This window comes from Mesorhizobium sp. CNPSo 4670 (assembly GCF_057784235.1).
Genome location: NZ_JBWJFQ010000002.1, coordinates 63,369 through 82,496 on the forward strand (window position 1 = coordinate 63,369; position 19,128 = coordinate 82,496).

18 protein-coding genes are annotated in these 19,128 nt (G+C 62.4%); 3 read left to right on the forward strand and 15 right to left on the reverse strand.

The features are described 5' to 3' along the window. Positions 1-24 precede the first annotated feature (24 nt). Both gltX and gltA read left to right on the forward strand, forming a co-directional pair. Positions 25-1,449: a glutamate--tRNA ligase gene (gltX, locus tag AC0ZT5_RS03705; RefSeq protein ID WP_488495329.1), complete on the forward strand. Its 1,425-nt coding sequence runs from the start codon at positions 25-27 to the stop codon at positions 1,447-1,449. 184 nt (positions 1,450-1,633) lie between these two features. After that, complete coding sequence (gltA, locus tag AC0ZT5_RS03710; protein WP_095081430.1) at positions 1,634-2,962, forward strand: citrate synthase; 1,329 nt, start codon at positions 1,634-1,636, stop codon at positions 2,960-2,962. A 31-nt stretch (positions 2,963-2,993) separates the two neighbouring features. On the opposite strand, the gene lpxB is transcribed toward gltA, so the two are convergent. The 13 genes from lpxB to AC0ZT5_RS03775 form a co-directional block, all read right to left on the reverse strand. After that, positions 2,994-4,169 (reverse strand): lipid-A-disaccharide synthase, encoded by a 1,176-nt coding sequence (gene lpxB, locus AC0ZT5_RS03715; RefSeq protein ID WP_488495330.1) that lies wholly within the window; start codon positions 4,167-4,169, stop codon positions 2,994-2,996. Then, positions 4,162-5,064 carry an LpxI family protein gene (locus tag AC0ZT5_RS03720; protein ID WP_488495331.1) on the reverse strand — a complete coding sequence of 301 codons (903 nt, stop codon included), beginning with the start codon at positions 5,062-5,064 and terminating at the stop codon, positions 4,162-4,164. The genes lpxB and AC0ZT5_RS03720 overlap by 8 nt, the downstream gene beginning before the upstream one ends. Beyond that, on the reverse strand, positions 5,051-5,884 hold the full coding sequence (gene lpxA / locus AC0ZT5_RS03725) for an acyl-ACP--UDP-N-acetylglucosamine O-acyltransferase (RefSeq protein WP_457152564.1): 834 nt from the start codon (positions 5,882-5,884) through the stop codon (positions 5,051-5,053). Before lpxA ends, AC0ZT5_RS03720 begins: the two co-directional genes overlap by 14 nt. Positions 5,885-5,897: 13 nt before the next feature. Further along, on the reverse strand, positions 5,898-6,365 hold the full coding sequence (gene fabZ, locus AC0ZT5_RS03730; RefSeq protein ID WP_095081436.1) for a 3-hydroxyacyl-ACP dehydratase FabZ: 468 nt from the start codon (positions 6,363-6,365) through the stop codon (positions 5,898-5,900). Beyond that, positions 6,358-7,416 carry a UDP-3-O-(3-hydroxymyristoyl)glucosamine N-acyltransferase gene (gene lpxD / locus AC0ZT5_RS03735; RefSeq protein ID WP_488495332.1) on the reverse strand — a complete coding sequence of 353 codons (1,059 nt, stop codon included), beginning with the start codon at positions 7,414-7,416 and terminating at the stop codon, positions 6,358-6,360. The genes fabZ and lpxD overlap by 8 nt, the downstream gene beginning before the upstream one ends. A gap of 75 nt (positions 7,417-7,491) precedes the next feature. Continuing rightward, positions 7,492-9,861 carry an outer membrane protein assembly factor BamA gene (gene bamA, locus AC0ZT5_RS03740; protein WP_488495333.1) on the reverse strand — a complete coding sequence of 790 codons (2,370 nt, stop codon included), beginning with the start codon at positions 9,859-9,861 and terminating at the stop codon, positions 7,492-7,494. Between the two features lie 217 nt (positions 9,862-10,078). Beyond that, a complete protein-coding gene (rseP, locus tag AC0ZT5_RS03745) occupies positions 10,079-11,221 on the reverse strand; it encodes an RIP metalloprotease RseP (RefSeq protein ID WP_477227264.1) in 1,143 nt (380 codons plus the stop codon). A gap of 104 nt (positions 11,222-11,325) precedes the next feature. After that, a complete protein-coding gene (locus AC0ZT5_RS03750; RefSeq protein WP_488495334.1) occupies positions 11,326-12,141 on the reverse strand; it encodes a phosphatidate cytidylyltransferase in 816 nt (271 codons plus the stop codon). Beyond that, positions 12,138-12,872 (reverse strand): isoprenyl transferase, encoded by a 735-nt coding sequence (locus tag AC0ZT5_RS03755; RefSeq protein WP_488495335.1) that lies wholly within the window; start codon positions 12,870-12,872, stop codon positions 12,138-12,140. The genes AC0ZT5_RS03750 and AC0ZT5_RS03755 overlap by 4 nt, the downstream gene beginning before the upstream one ends. Positions 12,873-12,906: 34 nt before the next feature. Then, positions 12,907-13,461, reverse strand: coding sequence for a ribosome recycling factor (gene frr, locus AC0ZT5_RS03760; protein WP_488495336.1), 555 nt, complete (start codon positions 13,459-13,461; stop codon positions 12,907-12,909). Between the two features lie 110 nt (positions 13,462-13,571). Further along, positions 13,572-14,294 carry a UMP kinase gene (gene pyrH / locus AC0ZT5_RS03765; protein ID WP_013895365.1) on the reverse strand — a complete coding sequence of 241 codons (723 nt, stop codon included), beginning with the start codon at positions 14,292-14,294 and terminating at the stop codon, positions 13,572-13,574. A 161-nt stretch (positions 14,295-14,455) separates the two neighbouring features. Continuing rightward, positions 14,456-15,562, reverse strand: coding sequence for an aldo/keto reductase (locus AC0ZT5_RS03770; RefSeq protein WP_488495337.1), 1,107 nt, complete (start codon positions 15,560-15,562; stop codon positions 14,456-14,458). A gap of 19 nt (positions 15,563-15,581) precedes the next feature. After that, on the reverse strand, positions 15,582-16,118 hold the full coding sequence (locus AC0ZT5_RS03775; protein ID WP_488495338.1) for a nuclear transport factor 2 family protein: 537 nt from the start codon (positions 16,116-16,118) through the stop codon (positions 15,582-15,584). Between the two features lie 115 nt (positions 16,119-16,233). Between AC0ZT5_RS03775 and AC0ZT5_RS03780 the strand changes: the two genes are divergently transcribed. Further along, positions 16,234-17,154, forward strand: coding sequence for a LysR family transcriptional regulator (locus AC0ZT5_RS03780; protein WP_488495339.1), 921 nt, complete (start codon positions 16,234-16,236; stop codon positions 17,152-17,154). Between the two features lie 31 nt (positions 17,155-17,185). Here the strand turns inward: AC0ZT5_RS03780 and tsf are convergent, their stop codons facing one another. Both tsf and rpsB read right to left on the reverse strand, forming a co-directional pair. Continuing rightward, entirely contained in the window at positions 17,186-18,109 is a 924-nt protein-coding gene (gene tsf, locus AC0ZT5_RS03785; protein WP_457152196.1) for a translation elongation factor Ts, read from the reverse strand. Between the two features lie 108 nt (positions 18,110-18,217). Beyond that, positions 18,218-19,000, reverse strand: coding sequence for a 30S ribosomal protein S2 (rpsB, locus tag AC0ZT5_RS03790; protein WP_023777441.1), 783 nt, complete (start codon positions 18,998-19,000; stop codon positions 18,218-18,220). Positions 19,001-19,128 lie beyond the last annotated feature (128 nt).

Below are 19,128 nucleotides of genomic sequence, written 5' to 3' on the forward strand. Positions count from 1 at the left end.
CTTCAGATGGTTTCCGAGAGTTTCATGTCCGACAAGGTCGTCACCCGTTTTGCCCCCTCGCCCACCGGTTACCTGCACATAGGCGGCGCGCGCACGGCGCTGTTCAACTGGCTGTACGCAAAGCACACTGACGGCACGATGCTGCTGCGCATCGAGGACACCGATCGCGAGCGCTCCAACGATGCCGCGACCGCAGCCATTCTCGACGGGCTTTCCTGGCTCGGCCTCTCCTGGGATGGCGAGGCCGTCTCGCAGTTCGAGCGCGCGCCGCGTCATCGCGAGGTGGCCGAGGAGCTCGTGCGCTTGGGCAAGGCCTACTACAGCTACGAGACGCCGGCCGAGCTGGAGGCGATGCGCGAGGCAGCACGCGCCAAGGGGCTGCCGCCCCGCTATGATGGCCGCTGGCGTGACCGGGACCCCTCCGAGGCCCCCGCAGGCGCCAAGGGCGCCATCCGCATCAAGGCGCCGACCGCGGGCGAGACGGTGGTGCACGACCGTGTCCAGGGCGAGGTGCGCTTCCCCAACAAGGATCTCGACGACTTCATCATCCTGCGTTCGGACGGCAACCCGACCTATATGCATGCCGTCGTCGTCGACGACCACGACATGGGCGTCACCCACATCATTCGTGGCGACGACCATTTGACCAACGCCGCCCGCCAGACGGTGATCTACGACGCCATGGGCTGGGAGGTGCCGTCTATGTCGCATATCCCGCTGATCCACGGCGCCGATGGCGCCAAGCTGTCGAAGCGGCACGGCGCGCTCGGCGTTGAGGCCTATCGCGCCATGGGCTACCTGCCGGAGGCGCTGCTCAACTACCTGGCGCGGCTCGGCTGGAGCCATGGCGACGACGAGATCATGTCGGTCAAGGACATGATCTCCTGGTTTGACATCGGCGACGTCAACAAGGGCGCCGCCCGCTTCGACTTCGCCAAACTGGAGGCGCTGAACGGCGTCCATATGCGCCGCATGAGCGATGCCGAGCTGTTCGACATCTTCATCGCCACTCTGCCCTATCTCGAGGGCGGTCCGGCTATTGCTGCGCGCCTCGACGACACGCACAAGGCGCAGCTGTTGGCCGCGCTGCCCGGACTGAAGGAGCGCGCCAAGACACTGGTCGAGCTTGTCGACGGCGCCGCCTTCCTGTTTGCCACCCGGCCGCTGCCGATCGACGACAAGGCGGCACTGCTGCTCAACGAAGACGCGCGCATGATCCTGCGCGGCGCTCACGAAGCGTTGAACGCCCTGTCAGGTGACTGGACGGCCACTGCGGCGGAGACGGCGGTGCGCGACTATGCGCAGGCCGGCGGCCATAAGCTTGGCGCCGTGGCCCAGCCTTTGCGCGCCGCCCTGACTGGCAAAAGCACCTCGCCGGGTGTGTTCGACGTGCTTGGCGTGCTCGGGCGCGAGGAAAGCCTGGCGCGCATAGCGGATCAAATCGATTAGGAGCGAACTGGCCCAAGAAGATTGGCATTGAAAGGCGCGTTTCGCAGTGCAACATTAGGCCTTGGCCCAATCTGGCACGCACCTCCTAGAATGCGGTGGCGAATACGCGCATTGCGGTGATTTCGACGTGTCGCTCTGCGGAATTTTGCCTTTGCCGGCATGAGGAAACAAGAAGGAGTTTGCAATGACCGAAGCTGCGAAAAAACTGGATTTGGGCGGCAACACCCACGAGGCCACGGCAACGCTTGAATTCGCCGGCAAGACTCACGAATTCAAGGTACGAAGCGGCTCTGTCGGGCCTGATGTCATCGACATCGCCTCGCTCTACAGCACAACCGGCGCTTTCACCTACGATCCCGGCTTCACCTCGACCGCAAGCTGCGAGTCCGAGATCACCTTCATCGACGGCGACGCCGGCATCCTCTTGCACCGCGGCTATCCGATCGACCAGTTGGCCGAACACGGCGACTTCCTCGAGGTATGCTATCTCCTGCTCTATGGCGAATTGCCGACCAAGGCGCAGAAGGACGATTTCGATTACCGCGTGACGCGCCACACCATGGTGCACGAGCAGATGTCGCGCTTCTTCACCGGCTTCCGCCGCGACGCGCATCCGATGGCAGTAATGTGCGGCGTCGTTGGCGCGCTGTCGGCCTTCTACCACGACTCCACCGACATCTCCGACCCCTACCAGCGCATGGTTGCCTCCATGCGGCTGATCGCCAAGATGCCGACGATCGCGGCGATGGCCTACAAATACCATATCGGCCAGCCCTTCATTTACCCGAAGAACGAGCTGAACTTCGCCGCCAACTTCCTGCACATGTGCTTCGCCGTGCCGTGCGAGGAGTACAAGATCAATCCGGTGTTGGCGCGCGCCATGGAGCGCATCTTCATCCTGCATGCCGATCACGAGCAGAACGCCTCGACCTCGACCGTGCGTCTTGCTGGTTCATCGGGTGCCAACCCGTTCGCCTGCATCGCCGCCGGCATCGCTTGCCTGTGGGGCCCGGCCCATGGCGGCGCCAATGAAGCGGCGCTCAACATGCTGGGCGAGATCGGCCATGTCGACCACATCCCGGAATTCATCGCTCGCGCCAAGGACAAGAACGACCCGTTCCGGCTGATGGGCTTTGGCCACCGTGTCTACAAGAACTACGATCCGCGCGCCAAGATCATGCAGAAGACGGCGCATGAGGTGCTGGGCGAGCTCGGCATCAAGGACGATCCGCTGCTCGATATCGCCATGGAGCTGGAAAAGATCGCGCTGACCGATCCCTATTTCATTGAGAAGAAACTCTACCCGAATGTCGACTTCTATTCCGGCATCACGCTGAAGGCGCTGGGCTTCCCCACCACGATGTTCACCGTGCTGTTCGCGGTCGCCCGCACCGTCGGCTGGATCGCGCAGTGGAAGGAGATGATCGAGGACCCGCGCCAGAAGATCGGTCGTCCGCGCCAGCTCTATACCGGTGCGCCGGAGCGTGACTACGTGCCGATCGCCAAGCGCTGATCGAGGCTTTCCGGATTGAGAAAGGCGCCCGTCAGGGCGCTTTTTTTATGTGACGAAGCACGACGCCCGCCGCGATCTCGCCGGACGGCTTGTCGGTCGCCATGCGCCGGGTGATCTCGGCAAAGCCTTGCTTCTGCCAGGCGCGCATGCCGCTGTCGGCGAACAGCGCTTCCAATTGCCGGGTCAGATTGTTCGGCTTGACGTACTCATTATAGAATTCCGGGACCAGCGCCCGATCCGCGATCAGGTTGGGCAACAGCGCCGACCAGACGGACAACAGGTAAGGCGCCACGACGCGCGCGACGGGATCGAGCCTGTAGCAGGAGACCATCGGTACACCGGCCAGCGCCAGCTCCAGCGATACCGTCCCCGACGCGATCAGCGCCGCATCGGCCTTGCCGAAGGCCTGCCATTTGCGTAGGGGATCAAGGATGATCTCGGGTTTCTCATCCCACCGTGTGACCGAGGCCCTGACGAGGTCGGCGACATGCGGGACGGTCGGCAGCAGCAGCCGCAGGCGATGCCCGCGCGCATGCAGCATCGACACCGTCTCGCCGAACGGCTCCAGCAGCCGTCGCACCTCCCCGCGCCGCGAACCGGGCAGGACGAGCAGCGTCTTGACGCGGTCGGAAGAAGCAAGGTCTCGCGGCAACTCCTGCGCCTTCGCGGCGCTGAGCACGCCCGCATCATGTGTGAGGCGATGGCCGACATAGGTTCCGGGCGGGCCGCCCAGCCGTTCGAGCTCCTTCACCTCGAACGGCAGGATGCAGAGAATATGGTCGACATAGGGCTTCATGGCCACCGCCCTGCCCGGCCGCCATGCCCACACGCTTGGGCAGACATAGTGGATGATCGGGATCGACGGATTGGCCGCACGCACCTTCCTGGCGACGCGCAACGAAAAGTCAGGACTGTCGATGGTGACGAGGCAATCGGGCTTCTCGTCCACAACGGTTTTGGCCAGGAGGTTGATCCGCCGCATCAGGCGTGGCAGGTCGCGCAGGATGGCGCTGAAACCCATCAGGGCGATCTCGCCGGCATCGAATGGCGACACCAGTCCCAGCGCCTGCAAATGGCGGCCGCCGAGACCGACGATCTGCACCTCGCGCCCGGTAGCCTGCTTGAGCGAACGCACGATGTCGCCGCCAAGCAGATCGCCCGACTCTTCGCCGGCAACAATCGCAATCCTCAATGCCCTGTCAGGCATGATGCGGCTCCGTAGCGGCAGGCAGGCCGATGACGAACAGGCCGAGGGCGTTGGCGCGCGCGACTGTTTCAGGACCTTCGAGAACCAGCGAACGTCCCGCCTCGACGGCAATGCCGGCAAGCCCGGCCGCATGCACCGCCTCGATCGTCTGCGGACCGATGGAAGGAAGATCCGCACGCAGTTCCTGGCCAGGCTTGGCGCATTTGACCAGCACGCCGCGGGTCTTGCCCGCGATACGGCCGTGGCCACGCAACAGCTTCGCGCGATCGAGCAGTCCGGCTGTTCCCTCGATGCCTTCGAGCGCAATGGTGCGGCCACCGACCGCGATCGCCGCCTGGCCAATATCCAGCGCCCCTATCGCCTTTGCCGCTGCAAGGCCTGCCTCGATGTCGAGCCAGTCCGATTTGCGTGGCGAGGCCTTGGTCAGGACGCCCTCGGCGGCGACGAGGTCCGGCACGATTTCGTGGGCGCCGACGATCTTTATGCCTCGTGCTTCGAGACCTCGTGCCACCACCTTCAGCAAGCCATCGTCGCCACGCGCCAGCGCCATGACCACCAGCGGGATCACCGCGAGCAGGCTGAGACTGGGGCGCAGCGCAAGCAATCGTGGCCTGCGCTTGATCTCGCCCGCAAGCACCAGATGGGTAATCCGGTGCCGCCTCAGCAAGGGTATCAGCGAGCCGATACCTTCCAGAGCGAGGCTTTCATGCTCATACCGGGAGAGCTCCGCCATGCGGTCCACCTCGCCTTCAATCAGGATGACAAAGGGAGGATGGCCTCGTTGCGCCGAACCGGCCGCCACTTCGACCGGCAGGCTGCCGCCGCCGGCGATGATGCCGACCCTGGCGCCCGATGGGAGATCAAGACCGGCTGCCGCGGTCTCAGCCTTCGTCATCGACATCGTCGCCATCGCCGCCCTTGAGCGACGGCACCGCATAATGCCGCTTGCCGCGACTGGTGATGAAATCGACGATCTTCATGGCGGTCGGCGACGACGCGAATTCGGCCTTGGCGAATTCGATGTTCTCGCCAACGGTGCGAGAGCGATCGAAGATCATCTTGTAAGCCTTGCGCAGCACATGGATTTCGGACCTCGGCAGGCCGGAACGCTTCAGGCCAATGATGTTGAGGCCGCGCAGACTGGCGCGGTTACCAACCGCGATGGCATAGGGAATGACATCGCCCACGATCGCTGAGCAGCCGCCCAGAAAGGCATTGTCGCCGACACGGACAAACTGATGAACCGCCGTCAGGCCGCCAATATAGACGTTGTTGCCGACCTCGCAGTGCCCGCCCAGCGTCGCTCCGTTGGCGAACGTCGCATTGTCGCCGACGACGCAATCATGGGCGATGTGGGCGTAGGCAAGGAAATTGCCATTGTCGCCGATCGTCGTCTCGCCGCGGCTGGAATCGGTGCCGAGATGCATGGTCACGCCTTCGCGGATCGTGCAGTTCGTGCCGATGACCAAAGTGGTGCGGCCGCCCTTGTGCTTGGTGTTCTGCGGCGGCCCGCCCAGTATCGCCATCGGGTAGACCTTGGTTGAGGCACCGATGGTGGTCGCGCCCATCACCGAGACATGGCTGACCAGTTCGACGCCGTCGCCGATCACCGCATCGGCGCCGACATGACAAAACGGCCCAATGCGCACGCCTTGGCCGATTTGGGCGCCCTCCTCCACGACAGCGGAAGCATGAATGGATGTCTTGATTTTCATAAGCATTCGATCGTCAGTCGCTGGTGACCATCATGGCTGAAATCTCGGCCTCGGCCGCCTTGGCGCCGTCGACCATGGCTTCACAAGCGAATTTCAGCAGGTTGCCGCGTTTCTTGATTTTCTTGACATGGATCCTCAACTGGTCGCCGGGAACGACCGGTTTGCGGAATTTGGCATTGTCGATGGTCAGGAAATAGACCAATGACGGCTTTTCAGTGCGCAGGCTGCGGATGCAGATGGCGCCGGCCGTTTGCGCCATCGCCTCTACGATGAGCACTCCCGGCATCACCGGCTGCTCGGGGAAATGGCCCTGAAAATGCGGCTCGTTTATGGTCACGTTCTTGATGCCGACGGCGGACTCATCGCCATCGATGTCGACGATGCGATCGATCATCAGGAACGGATAGCGGTGCGGCAGGAGCTTCATGAGCCCCATAATGTCGACCGCTTCCAGCGTCGTCGAAGCGATCATGTCAGCCATTGCCTCCCTCGCCCTGTTTGCGGGTCCTGGCGAGCTTGCGCAGCATGGCTATCTCCCGCATGGCTTCCGCCATCGGCTGTGCCGGATAACCACCCCAGATCTCGCCTGCAGGGACATTGCTCATAAATCCACTTCTGGCCGCGAGCTTGGCCCCAGACCCGATGGTCAGGTGATCCGCAAGCCCGACGCCGCCGCCCATGGTGACATTGTCACCCACGATCACGGAACCCGAGATACCCGAAAGCCCGGCTATTATGCAATTGCGGCCGATGCGGACGTTATGGGCGATCTGTACGAGATTGTCGATCTTGGTGCCCTGGCCGATGATCGTATCGGACATGGCGCCCCGATCGACGGTGGTGTTGGAGCCGATCTCGACATCGTCCTGGATAACGACACGGCCGACCTGCGGCACGCGTTCGGGTCCCTTGGCGCCGCCGACGAAGCCAAAACCATCTTGGCCGATCCTGGCGCCGCCATGGATGATGACGCGGTTGCCGATCAAGGCATACTGGATGCTGGCGCCTGGACCGACATAGCCGTCGCGGCCGATCTGGCAGGATTGTCCGATGACCGCGTTGGGCGCGATGACCGTACCGCCGCCGATCGAAGCACCCGGCCCGATGACGGCACCTGCCTCGATGACAGCACCTGCCTCGACATGCGCGGTCGGATCGATATGAGCATGCGGCGAGACACCGGTTTCACTGGTCATTGGTCCCGGTGTCGCGGCCGTCGGGAACAGCAGACGGCCGACCAGCGCGAAGGCCTGTTGCGGACGCGGATGAACGAGTACCGCGATGCCGGCCGGCGCCTTGCTGGCGAATTCCGCCGGACAGAGGACCGCGGCCGCCCGCAGCGACAGCATCAGCGCGGAATTGCGTTTGCCATCGACGAAAACGAGCGCATTCTCGCCGCCCTCATTGGCCGGCGCGAGCGCTTCGATCGAGATTTGGGATTGGCCGGAATCGACAAGCACCGAGCCGGTCAGATTCGCGACTTCGCCCGCCGTATACCGGCGTGATGGCGCGAAGAACACCGGATCGGTCATTCCAGAAGCTATATCCAGCTAGGTCGGAACATCTCTCCCGGACCTGAAAAATCCGGGAGCATCGTTGGCCGTCGATCAGAAGCGGGTCGATATGCCGAAATTGAATTCCTGCACGTTGTCGGTCGCTTCCTTCTTGACCGGGATCGCATAGTCGATACGGATCGGACCGAACGGCGATGCCCACATCAAGCCGAGGCCGACCGAGGCGCGCAGCTTCAGATCAGTCGACGTCTGGGTGACAGCCGCATTCTCGATCTTGGTGCCATAGAGCGTTGCTGCGTCCGCGAACACCGCGCCGCGCAGCCCGAAGCTCTCCGGAATGACTGGCAGCGGGAACTGGGCTTCGGCCGAGGCATTGAAATAAGTCGTGCCGCCGAGATGGTCACCCGTAACACTGTCCACAGGGCCAATGCCGCCATATTCGAAACCACGGATCATGCGGTCGGTGCTCTGGAACTGATCGAAGATACGCAAACCGCCGTCGCCGCCGTAACCCTCGACATGACCTGCGCCAGCCGAGAGGAGACCAACCAGATCGAACTGCTCTGAAAGCGTCTGATAGATGCTGCCGCGCCCAGTCAGCTTCACATACTTGGCATCGCCGCCGAGGCCGGCAAATTCGGCCGTCGTGGTGGCATAGATGCCTTCGTGCGGGTTCTTCATGTCGTCGATGGTGTTGTAGACCAGCCCCAGGCTGACCGACGACTTGATCCAGGGGCTTTCCTCGATACCTTGAACGATCGCCTGCGAAACATCGCAGTCGCCCAGCACGCCGTCTCCATTGTCATCGCAACCGTCGTCGTACTCGTACTTTTCCCGGGCGATGTTGTACGCCAACTGCGTCGAGATGCTGTTGGTGATCGGCAGGCCGAAGCGCACCGTCGCACCCGTGGTCTCGCTATCGTAGTGATCGTAATTCCGGGTCTGTTGGAAGATATCGAAGCCGGCGGCGATGCGCCGTCCGAGGAAATAGGGTTCGGTGAAGGACAGGCTGTAGTCGCGCGAATTCTTGCCGCCGCCTGCCGACAGCTTGATGAACTGGCCGCGGCCAAGGAAGTTGCGCTCGGTGATCGATCCTTCGACGGACGGACCCGCCGTGTCGCCACCGGTCGAGTAGCCGGCGCCGACCGAGAATTCGCCGGTCGATTTTTCGACAACGTCAACCACCAGCACGACTTGGTCGGGCTGCGAACCTGGAACGGTCGAGATATCGACTTTTTCAAAGTAATTAAGGTTTTCCAGGCGCTTCTTCGCGCGCTGGATGAGAACTTGATTGAAGGCGTCACCTTCGCTGACATCGAACTCGCGCCGAATGACATAATCACGCGTGCGGTCGTTGCCGCGGATCTCGATGCGTTCGATATAGGCTTTGGTGCCCTGGTCGATGGTGTAGACCACCGAAATGGTGTGGTTCTCGAAATTGCGGTCGCCGCGCGGCGTCACCTGCGCGAAGGCATAGCCGGAACCGGCTACCTTCTCGGTCAGCGCGATGATGGTGTCCTCGACGTCCTTGGCATTGTAGACGTCGCCCTTGCGGGTCTCGACCACCGATTCCAGCGACTTCGAGTCGACTTCCGGGATCGTGCTTTCGACGCTGACATCGCCGAACGTGTAGCGGTCGCCTTCTTGGACGGTGATGGTGACTGTGTACTTGTTCGTCGCACTGTCGAGTTCGCCGACGGCGGACACGACCTGGAAATCGGCATAGCCGTGATTGTAGTAGAAGCGGCGCAGCAGCTCCTGGTCGGCGCGCAGCTTGTCGTCGTCATAGACGTCGTCGCGCAGGATGAAGGAAACCCAGGACGAACGCTTGGTGTTGATCACATCCGACAGGCGGCGGCTGGAATAGGCGCTGTTGCCGACGAAATTGATCGCCGCAATCTGAGTGCGATCGCCTTCACTGATGTTGAAGACGACGTTCACGCGGTTGTCGCCAAGCTGCATGACCTGCGTGGTCACGGTCACATCGTCGCGACCGATGCGCCTGTAGGCAGCCTTGACCGCTTCGACGTCGGAGTCGAGCGTCGCCTGCGAAAACGTTCCGCGCGGCTTCAACTGCACCGCCATCTCAAGCGCGTTGTCCTTGAGCTTCTTGTTGTTCTGGAACAGCACCTGGTTCACGACCTGGTATTCGGCAACCTTGACCACCAGTGTCGAGCCGACCTGATTGATCTGCACATCCGAGAACAGACCGGTGCCGAACAGTGCCTTGACCGCGCTGTCGATATCGGAGCTGGAGAAAGCTTTGCCCGGCTTGATGGTGATGTAGTTGCGGATGGTTTCAGCGTCGATACGCTGGTTGCCGCTCACTTCTACTCTGCTGACGACAGCGGCTTCGGCCGCCGATGTGGCAACGAACTGCACTGCGAGCGCGCCTGGCACCACAAGGGCCGCAGACAGGGTCACCGCGGACGCGGCGCTCAGAAACTTGGATGCTGCCTTCATCGGGCTTAATAACCTTTTCTCGTAGTCCCCACGGCGAGAAAACCGGACGTGCGGTAATTTCTCCTACCGTATTAACCGGATTTTCCCTACACGCAAGGCTTCTGGTTAATTTGAATTTACTTAACCTTGCGGCGTGGCTTTCGCGTCACTCATATTCCCGGGCATGGTAAACGGCGTCTCAACAACGTCCATGCCAAAGCCAAATTTCTTCATGATTTCAGCATCCAAACAGATCGTTCCAGAAAACGAAACCCATGAAGCACAGCACCAGAAGCAACCCGGCCCGATAGGCCATTTCCATCATCCGATCCGACACCGGACGGCGAATGACGGCCTCCACCCCGTAGAACAAGAGATGGCCGCCGTCGAGGGGGGGAATCGGCAAAAGGTTCAGAAACCCGATGCCGACAGACAGCAGTGCAATCAGTTGCACGAGCCATTCGAACCCAAGTTTCGCTGCCTTGCCGGCCATGTCGGCGATCTTCACCGGGCCGCCCAGTTGACATTTATCCTCACGCCCGACAACGAAACGCTGCAGGAACTGACCGGTGCGCTGAATGACATGCCCAGTCTCCTCGACTGCCGCTGCAACCGCCCCGACGGGCGTGTAGGTGACGAGGCGGGGCTGGCCGAGTTCCTTGTTGTTGACGACGCCGATCACGGCAACCTTGACCTTGTTGCCGAGCGCGTCTTCCTGTTCCATCAGCCGCGGCGCCGCGGTCACCGTGACCTCCTTGCCGTCGCGCAGCATGACGAAGGTGATGGCGTCGCCGGCACGGCCGGAAACCAGGCGCTGGACGTCACCAAAGGTTTCGACCTTGCTGCCGTCGACGCTGACGAATCGGTCACCGGGCAGGATGCCGGCTTTCGCCGCCGGGCTGTCAGCCGTCACCTCGGCGACCATCGGCTCGGCGACATAGCGGCCATAGGCGGAAAACAACACGGTAAAGACGACGATCGTCAGCAGGAAATTGAACAGCGGCCCGGCGACGACCGTCGCCGCGCGCTTCCAGATCGGCTGCGTGTGAAAAGCGACCTTGCGTTCCTCCTCGGTCAGCGTCTCGATCTCTTCCGAAGTCGGCTGACTCGATGTGGCGTTCATGTCGCCGACGAATTTGACATAGCCGCCAAGCGGTATCGCGCACAGTTTCCAGCGCGTGCCGTGGCTGTCGCTGAAGCCGAAAAGCTCCGGGCCGAAGCCGATCGAGAAGGCCTTGACTCCGATGCCACACCAGCGCCCGATGAGGTAGTGGCCCATTTCATGGACGAACACGACCACGGTCAGCACAAAGAGGAACGGCACGAGTGTGCCAAGGACGAAGCCTTGTGTGCTGAAAAGCGCGTGAAGAATCTCGTTCAAGATAAACCCTCAAATTCTTCCGCGGCGCGGATAGCGCCGTGACTGTGGCATCAATCCAGGCGAATCCAAGGCGCGGCGCGCATCGGACCCTGAAATGACCCCACTCAAACCGGAAACAGCCCTTGCGCCGGATGATCGGCGGTCGCCGAAATCCAGCCGATGACGTATAGGGCGAAAGCCGCCGCGACAAGCCCGTCGACACGGTCCATGACGCCGCCGTGGCCGGGGATGAGCGCACCCGAATCCTTGCAACCGTGGCGGCGCTTGATCCAGGATTCAAACAGGTCGCCAGCCTGGGCGACAATAGACAGCACGAGCGCCACCAGGCCGAGCAACGCCAGATTGCCGACGCCGGCAACTGCGGCCAGGATGAGCCCGGCCACAACACCGCCGACAGCGCCGCCGAGCGCGCCGCTGCGTGTCTTGCCGGGAGAGATCGACGGCGCCAGTTTTGGGCCGCCGACCGTGCGGCCAACGAAATAGGCAAAGATATCGGTGGCCCAGACGACCGCGAATAGGAACAGGATGGCGACGAGGCCTGAACGATCACCATCGCGCAACAGCGCAAGCGACAGGCCGGAAACGCTGGCATAGGCAAGACCGGCCGCGTCCCATTGCCCGGTCTTGCGAACCGAGGCGGCAATCGCCGCTGCGGCAACCACGACCACAACAAGCGCCAGCAGCCACGATGCAGCAAGGCCGGCAATCAGGGCGCCAATCAAAACAACCAGCAGCGCTTCCGGCAGGAAACCCAGGCCCGTGGCCTCCGCTGGGCGCGACATGCGTGTCCATTCATAGAAGATCACCGCCGCCATCACCGCACACAACAACCGGAACGGCAGCCCCCCAAACCAGGTCAAGATAAGGGTGATGATGGCAAGCACGACTGCCGAAATGACTCGAAGCTGGAGATTGCTCATCCTGCGGCCGGTCGCGAGGCAACGTCCTGCGCGCCAAGTCCGCCGAAACGGCGTTCGCGGCTGGCAAATTCGCGCAAGGCCTCGGCAAGATGCTCGCGGCTGAAGTCGGGCCAGTAGCAAGGCAGGAAGACGAGCTCGCTATAGGCAGCCTGCCACAGGAGGAAGTTCGACAGCCGCAGTTCACCACTGGTGCGGATGACCAGTTCCGGGTCTGGAATGCCTTGCGTGTCGAGAGCGCCGGCAAAGCTTTCGGCGGTGATTGCCTCGCTGTCGAGTTCGCCACGCGCCACGGCTGCGGCAAGGTTGCGCGCCGTGCGCACGATCTCGTCGCGTCCGCCATAATTGAAGGCGATGACCAGCGTCAGCGCTTCATTTGCGGCGGTCAGCGATTCGGCCTCGTCGAGCAGCCCCCTGATGTCGGATTGCAGCCCTGCCCTGTCGCCGATGATTCTGACCCGCACACCACTTTGGTGTAGATCGGCGAGGTCACGGCGGATGAACAGTTTCAGCAGGCCCATCAGGTCGCTGACCTCGGACTTCGGCCGCGACCAGTTCTCCGACGAGAAGGCATAGACAGTCAGGAACGAGATGCCGAGCCCGGGTGCAGCGCGCACCGTCTTGCGCAGCGCCTCGACGCCGGCACGATGGCCAGCAAGACGAGGCAGCCCGCGCGCCTTGGCCCAGCGTCCGTTTCCGTCCATGATGATCGCGACATGCGCGGGCGTTGCCATGTTCTCGCTTTCGGGTCAGCCGATGGCCAAAACCCTAAACCTGCATGATTTCAGCTTCCTTATCGGAAAGCAGGTGGTCGATGGTGCTGATCGTTTCGTCGGTAAGTTTCTGGACCTGGTCGGAACGCTTGCGCTGGTCGTCCTCGCTGATCTCGCCGTCCTTTTCCGCCTTCTTCAGGAAGTCCATGCCATCGCGGCGCACGTGGCGGGCGGCGACGCGGGCGTTTTCGGCGTAGCCATGAGAGATCTTGACCAGTTCCTTGCGGCGCTGTTCGTTGAGCTCGGGCAGCGGAATCCTGAGATTGGTGCCGTCGACGATCGGGTTGAAACCCAGATTGGATTCGCGGATGGCGCGGTCGACCGCGCCGACCATCGACTTGTCCCAGACCGACACCGAAATCATGCGCGGCTCCGGCACCGAGACGTTGGCGACCTGGTTGATCGGCATGGTCGTGCCATAGGCATGCACCTGGATCGCGTCGAGCAGATTGCTGGAGGCGCGACCCGTCCGCAGCGAAGCCAGGTCATGTTTGAACGCGGCGATAGCCCCGTCCATGCGCCGTTTGAGATCGTCGTACTCACCACTCATCTTAATCTCCTCGACCCGTCTAGCGCGGGTTCACTGCTTCGGGGCGAGGCCCTGTGTTCGAGCCTGATTCTCGAAAACCGGCATCCCCTTTTTCGGGACCAGGCCCCGGATCAATCGTCCGCGACGACCGTGCAGCGGCCGCCGCCCCTTAGAATATCGCCAAACCCACCTTTTTCGTGGATCGAATAGACGATTATCGGAATGTTGTTTTCGCGCGCAAGTGCAATCGCAGCCGTATCCATGATGGAGAGGCCGCGTTTTATGACTTCGCCATGGCTGATGCGCTCGAAACGCGTCGCATCCGGGTCCTTCTTCGGGTCGGCCGAGTAGACACCGTCGACCTGAGTGCCCTTGAACAGCGCGTCGGCACCGATTTCAGCCGCGCGAAGTGCAGCCGCCGAATCAGTGGTGAAGAACGGATTGCCGGTGCCGCCGGCAAAGATCACCACCTTGCCCTGATTCATGTAGGCGGTTGCCTGGCGCTGTGAAAAACTCTCGCAGAGTTCGGGCATGGCGATCGCGGAGAGCACCACGGCGTCGACACCGATCTTGTTCAATGACGTGCGCAGCGCCAGCGAATTGATGACCGTGGCAAGCATGCCCATGTGGTCGCCGGTGACGCGGTCACCGCCCTTGGAGGCAACGGCCACGCCGCGAAAGATGTTGCCGCCGCCGATGACCACGCCAACCTCGATACCCAGCGCGCGGGCTTCGGCGATGTCGGCGGCGATGCGGTCCACCACCGAAACGTCGATGCCGAAATGCTGTTCGCCCATCAACGCTTCGCCCGACGCTTTCAACAAGACACGTCGGTAGAGGGGCTTCACCGTCATCTGGTCCTCGTCAATTTGCATGTGACGCGTTTTGGGTGGCCACCCTCGCGCAGGCGCCGCCCCAAAACATGGCGCGATGCCGTGTTCCGATACACGAAGGGCGCCGCGATGTCACGCGGCGCCCGAGCCGGATATTCGAGATCGAGAGGCTCTGCCAATCACTAGCTGACGCCGGCAAAAGCGCCTTCCATGAGCAGATCGGGGAAGTAGCCCACCGGCTTGTTGCCGACCGCCTGGCCTCCGGTGAGGCCACCCTGGATTTCCGGCCCGAAGAACGAATATGGGAATGGCGTGACTGGCCGACTGACCTCGTCGAGCCGTGCCATAAGCTCCCGCGGAATCTCGAAATCGAGCGCGCCGAGATTGTCCTTGAGCTGATCCAGCCTGGTCGCACCGATGATCACCGAGGCGACACCGGGCCTTGTCGCCGCCCAGTTCAAGGCGATTTGGGCCATTCCGCGGCCAAGTTCGCCGGCAACCTTTTCCAGTTCGGCAACGATTGCCCAGTTGCGGTCGGTGAATTTCTGGAAGCCCGGATTGCTCGAACCGCGCATCGTCTCCAGCCTGCCGCCGGCCTTATTGATTGTATCCGAACGATATTTGCCACTCAGCAGGCCGCTTGCCAGCGGGCTCCAGACCATGATGCCGGCGCCGTAGCGCGTGCCGAACGGGACGAATTCAAGCTCGATGTTGCGCTCGGCCAGCGAATATTCGAGCTGCAGCGCCGAAACCGGTTCATAGCCGCGTTGCTCGGCGACGGATTGCGCCCTGCTTGCGTACCAGGCGGGGACGTCGGAGAGGCCGACGTGGCGGATCTTTCCGGCGCGCACCAGATCGTCAAGCGTGCGCATCACCTCTTCCGGCGACGTCAGCCTGTCCCAGGCATGCAGGATATAGAGATCGATGTAGTCGGTACCGAGCCGCTTCAGCGAGCTTTCGACGGCGCGAATGATGTTCTTGCGGCCATTACCGCCGGCATTCGGATTGCCCTGCTCCAGATTCATGCTGAATTTGGTGCTGATCACCGCCTTGTCGCGCAGGCCGCGCTCGGCGATGAATTCGCCTAGCCAAGTCTCGGAGGTGCCGCCGGTATAGGCGTCGGCGGTGTCGAAGAAATTCCCACCTGCCTCGACATAGGCATCGACCAGGGCGCGAGCCGTCTCCTTGTCGGCACCCCAGCCCCATTCGGTGCCGAAGGTCATGGTCCCAAGTGCCAGCCGGGTGACTCGCAGCCCGCTGTTGCCAAGGGTGTAGTAGGACATGGTCATGATGTCGTTCCGATCCTGTTCAATGCCGATCCTGTCCGGGGGTCGTCTTGACCCACGGATTGCCGCGTTCATGCGTCATGCGGAATGTGAAGCCGTCCACTATCCAGCCGGCGCCCGAACGAGTCAGGTGGTGTTCGTAGGTGCCCCAGACTTCCCAGAGCGGATCGCCATTGCCCTCCATCCGATTCCAGGCATAGCCGTTGGAGGAGACGGTCGCGGCGTTGGCGTCGATGGCGACCTGGTGGTTGGTGCGCAGATGCAGGCTGGTCTTGCTGCCCCTGAGGTTCGCTGCCCAGGTCCCGATCAGGTCGTCCGAGGCGATGGTGGCCGACGGCTGTCCGCTCAGGCTGCTGAAGTCGACGGTGACGCGGTCGGCGAAGTAGCTGCGGGCCAGCCGCCAATCCTGGGCATCGACGGCGCGATCGATGGCATCGGCGATGCGGATAACGGCGCGCTCATCGGCGAGCGTCATTTCGCGGGATGGTTCGGCGCCGCCGGCATCGACAGGCGCCAGCGCAATACCCGCCGCAAAGGTAGCGTACTTCAATGCATTCATATCTCTTCTCCTTTGCGCATCGGCCCGCCGCCGATGTGTTGGCGACAATGTGAGCCAGCGCGCCGGCGTCGAGAAGATTGCATTATCAGTATAGACTATGCGATATCATGCATGAATGGATCGCGACCTGCTCAGCCATCTTCCTGTCATCGTCGCCGTGGCGCGGCGCGGCGGCTTTGCTTCGGCCGCCGCAGAGCTTGGCATGAGCCCCTCGGCGGTCAGCCACGCGGTACGCCTTGTCGAAGAGCGGATCGGCCAGCCGCTGTTTGCCCGCACCACGCGCAGTGTCGCGCTTACCGAAGCTGGCGAAGCGCTTGTCGCGGCTGCAGAACCGGCATTGGAAGACATCACTGACAGGATCGAGCGCATTCGCTCGGTGAAAGGAAGGGCGAGCGGTCTGCTCAAGATCAATGTGCCGCGCCTGGCGCTGCCACTCGCCTTGATGCCCATCCTGGCGGCAATGGCCGAGCGGTATCCCGAAGTGACGGTGGAAGTGTTCACCGATGAGCGCCTGAGCGACATTGTCGGCGAAGGCTTCGACGCCGGCATAAGGCTGGGCGAGATGATTGCCGAGGATATGGTGACGGTGCGGCTGACCGAGCCGTTCCGAACGGTTATCGTCGCCTCCCCCGCCTATGTTGGCCGACACGGAAAGCCGCGAACGCTGGCTGATCTCTCCAGCCACAATTGCATCGGCTATCGGCTGTTGCGATCGCGAGCGCTCTACCGCTGGGATCTGTCCGACCAGGGCAAGGATATCGGCGTCGAAACGCGTGGCAGCGTCGTCGTCACCGATCCGCTGTCGGCGCGCGACATGGCGCTGGCCGGCATCGGGCTGGCCTACCTGTTCGAGCCGCTGGTGCGAGCCGATATCCAGGCCGGCCGGCTGGTCGAGGTGCTGCGCGAAGCCGCGATCGACGAGCCGGGGCTGTTCCTCTATTTTCCCCGCCGGGCGTCGATGGCGCCGAAGCTCAGGGCCTTCATCGACACCGCACAAGAAATCGGCCGGGCATCCCTGCGGACACCCGGCCGATAAATCTCGTCGGAAGGATAGCTGCCGCGGCCGCTTACTTCTTGACCGCCGCAGCGACTTCCGCCGCGAAATCGGTCTCTTCCTTCTCGATGCCTTCGCCCAGCGCAAAGCGCAGATAGGCGGTGATCTTGGCCGGGGCGCCGATGTCCTTCTCGGCATCCTTCAGCGCCTTCTCGACGGTGATGTCGGGATTGAGCACGAAGGCCTGCTTCAGAAGGACGACTTCCTCATAGAACTTGCGCAGACGGCCCTCGACCATCTTCTCGATGATCGCTTCCGGCTTGCCGGACTGGCGCGCCTGATCGGAGAAGATCGCCTTCTCGCGCTCGATTGCCGCCGGATCGAGTTCTTCGGTGGTCAGCGCCATCGGGCTGGTGGCGGCGACATGCATGGCAACCTGGCGCGCAAAGGCGTTGGCGGCATGCTCGTTGCCCGTGGTCTCGATCGCGACCAGCACGCCGAGCTTGCCAAGGCCATCGGCAACCGCGTTGTGGACGTAGGTGGCGACGGCGCCATGCGGAACGGTCAGCTTGGCCGAACGGCGGAAGCCCAGGTTCTCACCGATGGTGCCGACAGCATCCTTGATGGTGTCGGTGACCGACTTGTCCGAACCTGGATACTTGGCCGCTGCAACCGCGTCGGTCTTGCCGCCATAGGCGAGCGCGACCTTGGCCACATTGGCAACGATCTCCTGGAACGCAGCGTTACGAGCAACAAAGTCGGTCTCGGAATTGACTTCGACGACGGCTGCTTCGCGCGGGCCGGAATCGACGCCGATCAGGCCCTCAGCCGCAGTGCGGCCGGCCTTCTTGTCGGCCTTGGAAATGCCCTTCTTGCGCAGCCAGTCGATGGCCTCTTCCATGTTGCCGTTAGTTTCGTTCAACGCCGCCTTGCAATCCATCATGCCCGCGCCGGTCAAGTCGCGGAGTTCTTTGACCTGTGCAGCCGAAATGCTCATTGTCGCCTCTTTGTTTTAAATGCACCGACGCACCATCGAACCTCGATGATGCGTCTGTTTACCGTGCCAAATATGAGAAAGATGAAGGCCGCAACCGGCCTTCGATTGTTAAGCTTCGGGGGCTTCCGATGCCGGAGCCGGATCGAGTGCCGGTTCGACCGGAGCTTCGACCGAAGCGCCGATGTCGACGCCGAGTGCACCCTGCTGGCGGGCGATGCCGTCGATCGCAGCCTTGGCGATCAGATCGCAATAGAGCTGGATAGCGCGGGCAGCGTCGTCATTGCCGGGGATCGGGAAGTCGATCTTGTCCGGGTCGCAGTTCGAATCGATGATGGCGACGACCGGGATGCCGAGGCGCTTGGCCTCGAGGATGGCGATCGCTTCCTTGTTGGTGTCGATGACGAACATCAGGTCGGGCGTCGAGCCCATGTCCTTGATGCCGCCCAGCGCCTTGTCGAGCTTCTCGCGCTCGCGGTCGAGGTTGAGGCGCTCCTTCTTGGTCAGGCCCTGAGCCTCGCCGGCCAGCATCTCGTCGAGCTTGCGCAGGCGCTGGATCGAGTTCGAGATCGTCTTCCAGTTGGTCAGCATGCCGCCGAGCCAACGCGAATTGACATAGTACTGGGCCGAACGCTGTGCCGCATCGGCGACGATGTCGGACGCCTGGCGCTTGGTGCCGACGAACAGTACGCGGCCGCCCTTGGCGACAGTGTCGGAAACCTGCTTCAGCGCCTGGTGCAGCAAAGGCACCGTCTGCGAGAGGTCGATGATGTGGATGTTGTTACGGGCGCCGTAGATATAAGGCGCCATTTTCGGGTTCCAGCGGTGGGTCTGGTGGCCGAAGTGAATGCCAGCTTCCAAAAGCTGGCGCATGCTGAAATCAGGCAGAGCCATTCTTAGTTCCTTTCCGGTTAGCCTCCACGGACACAGGCATTTTTGGACTTTGTCCTCGAACGCCACCGGAGGTTTCAGCCGGATTTCTCCCGGGCAGACACCAAAGTCCGTGTGTGGAATGAGCGCGC

What these genes read in the sequence shown, in the direction of transcription:
- gltX (WP_488495329.1), top strand. Translation starts at nt 25, where the DNA reads ATGTCCGACAAGGTCGTCACCCGTTTTGCCCCCTCGCCCACCGGTTAC.
- AC0ZT5_RS03775 (WP_488495338.1), bottom strand. Translation starts at nt 16,118, where the DNA reads ATGAATGCATTGAAGTACGCTACCTTTGCGGCGGGTATTGCGCTGGCG.
- fabZ (WP_095081436.1), bottom strand. Translation starts at nt 6,365, where the DNA reads ATGGCTGACATGATCGCTTCGACGACGCTGGAAGCGGTCGACATTATG.
- AC0ZT5_RS03750 (WP_488495334.1), bottom strand. Translation starts at nt 12,141, where the DNA reads ATGAGCAATCTCCAGCTTCGAGTCATTTCGGCAGTCGTGCTTGCCATC.
- lpxA (WP_457152564.1), bottom strand. Translation starts at nt 5,884, where the DNA reads ATGAAAATCAAGACATCCATTCATGCTTCCGCTGTCGTGGAGGAGGGC.
- rpsB (WP_023777441.1), bottom strand. Translation starts at nt 19,000, where the DNA reads ATGGCTCTGCCTGATTTCAGCATGCGCCAGCTTTTGGAAGCTGGCATT.
- gltA (WP_095081430.1), top strand. Translation starts at nt 1,634, where the DNA reads ATGACCGAAGCTGCGAAAAAACTGGATTTGGGCGGCAACACCCACGAG.
- frr (WP_488495336.1), bottom strand. Translation starts at nt 13,461, where the DNA reads ATGAGTGGTGAGTACGACGATCTCAAACGGCGCATGGACGGGGCTATC.
- lpxD (WP_488495332.1), bottom strand. Translation starts at nt 7,416, where the DNA reads ATGACCGATCCGGTGTTCTTCGCGCCATCACGCCGGTATACGGCGGGC.
- AC0ZT5_RS03780 (WP_488495339.1), top strand. Translation starts at nt 16,234, where the DNA reads ATGGATCGCGACCTGCTCAGCCATCTTCCTGTCATCGTCGCCGTGGCG.
- tsf (WP_457152196.1), bottom strand. Translation starts at nt 18,109, where the DNA reads ATGAGCATTTCGGCTGCACAGGTCAAAGAACTCCGCGACTTGACCGGC.
- AC0ZT5_RS03770 (WP_488495337.1), bottom strand. Translation starts at nt 15,562, where the DNA reads ATGACCATGTCCTACTACACCCTTGGCAACAGCGGGCTGCGAGTCACC.
- AC0ZT5_RS03755 (WP_488495335.1), bottom strand. Translation starts at nt 12,872, where the DNA reads ATGGCAACGCCCGCGCATGTCGCGATCATCATGGACGGAAACGGACGC.
- lpxB (WP_488495330.1), bottom strand. Translation starts at nt 4,169, where the DNA reads ATGCCTGACAGGGCATTGAGGATTGCGATTGTTGCCGGCGAAGAGTCG.
- pyrH (WP_013895365.1), bottom strand. Translation starts at nt 14,294, where the DNA reads ATGACGGTGAAGCCCCTCTACCGACGTGTCTTGTTGAAAGCGTCGGGC.
- bamA (WP_488495333.1), bottom strand. Translation starts at nt 9,861, where the DNA reads ATGAAGGCAGCATCCAAGTTTCTGAGCGCCGCGTCCGCGGTGACCCTG.
- AC0ZT5_RS03720 (WP_488495331.1), bottom strand. Translation starts at nt 5,064, where the DNA reads ATGACGAAGGCTGAGACCGCGGCAGCCGGTCTTGATCTCCCATCGGGC.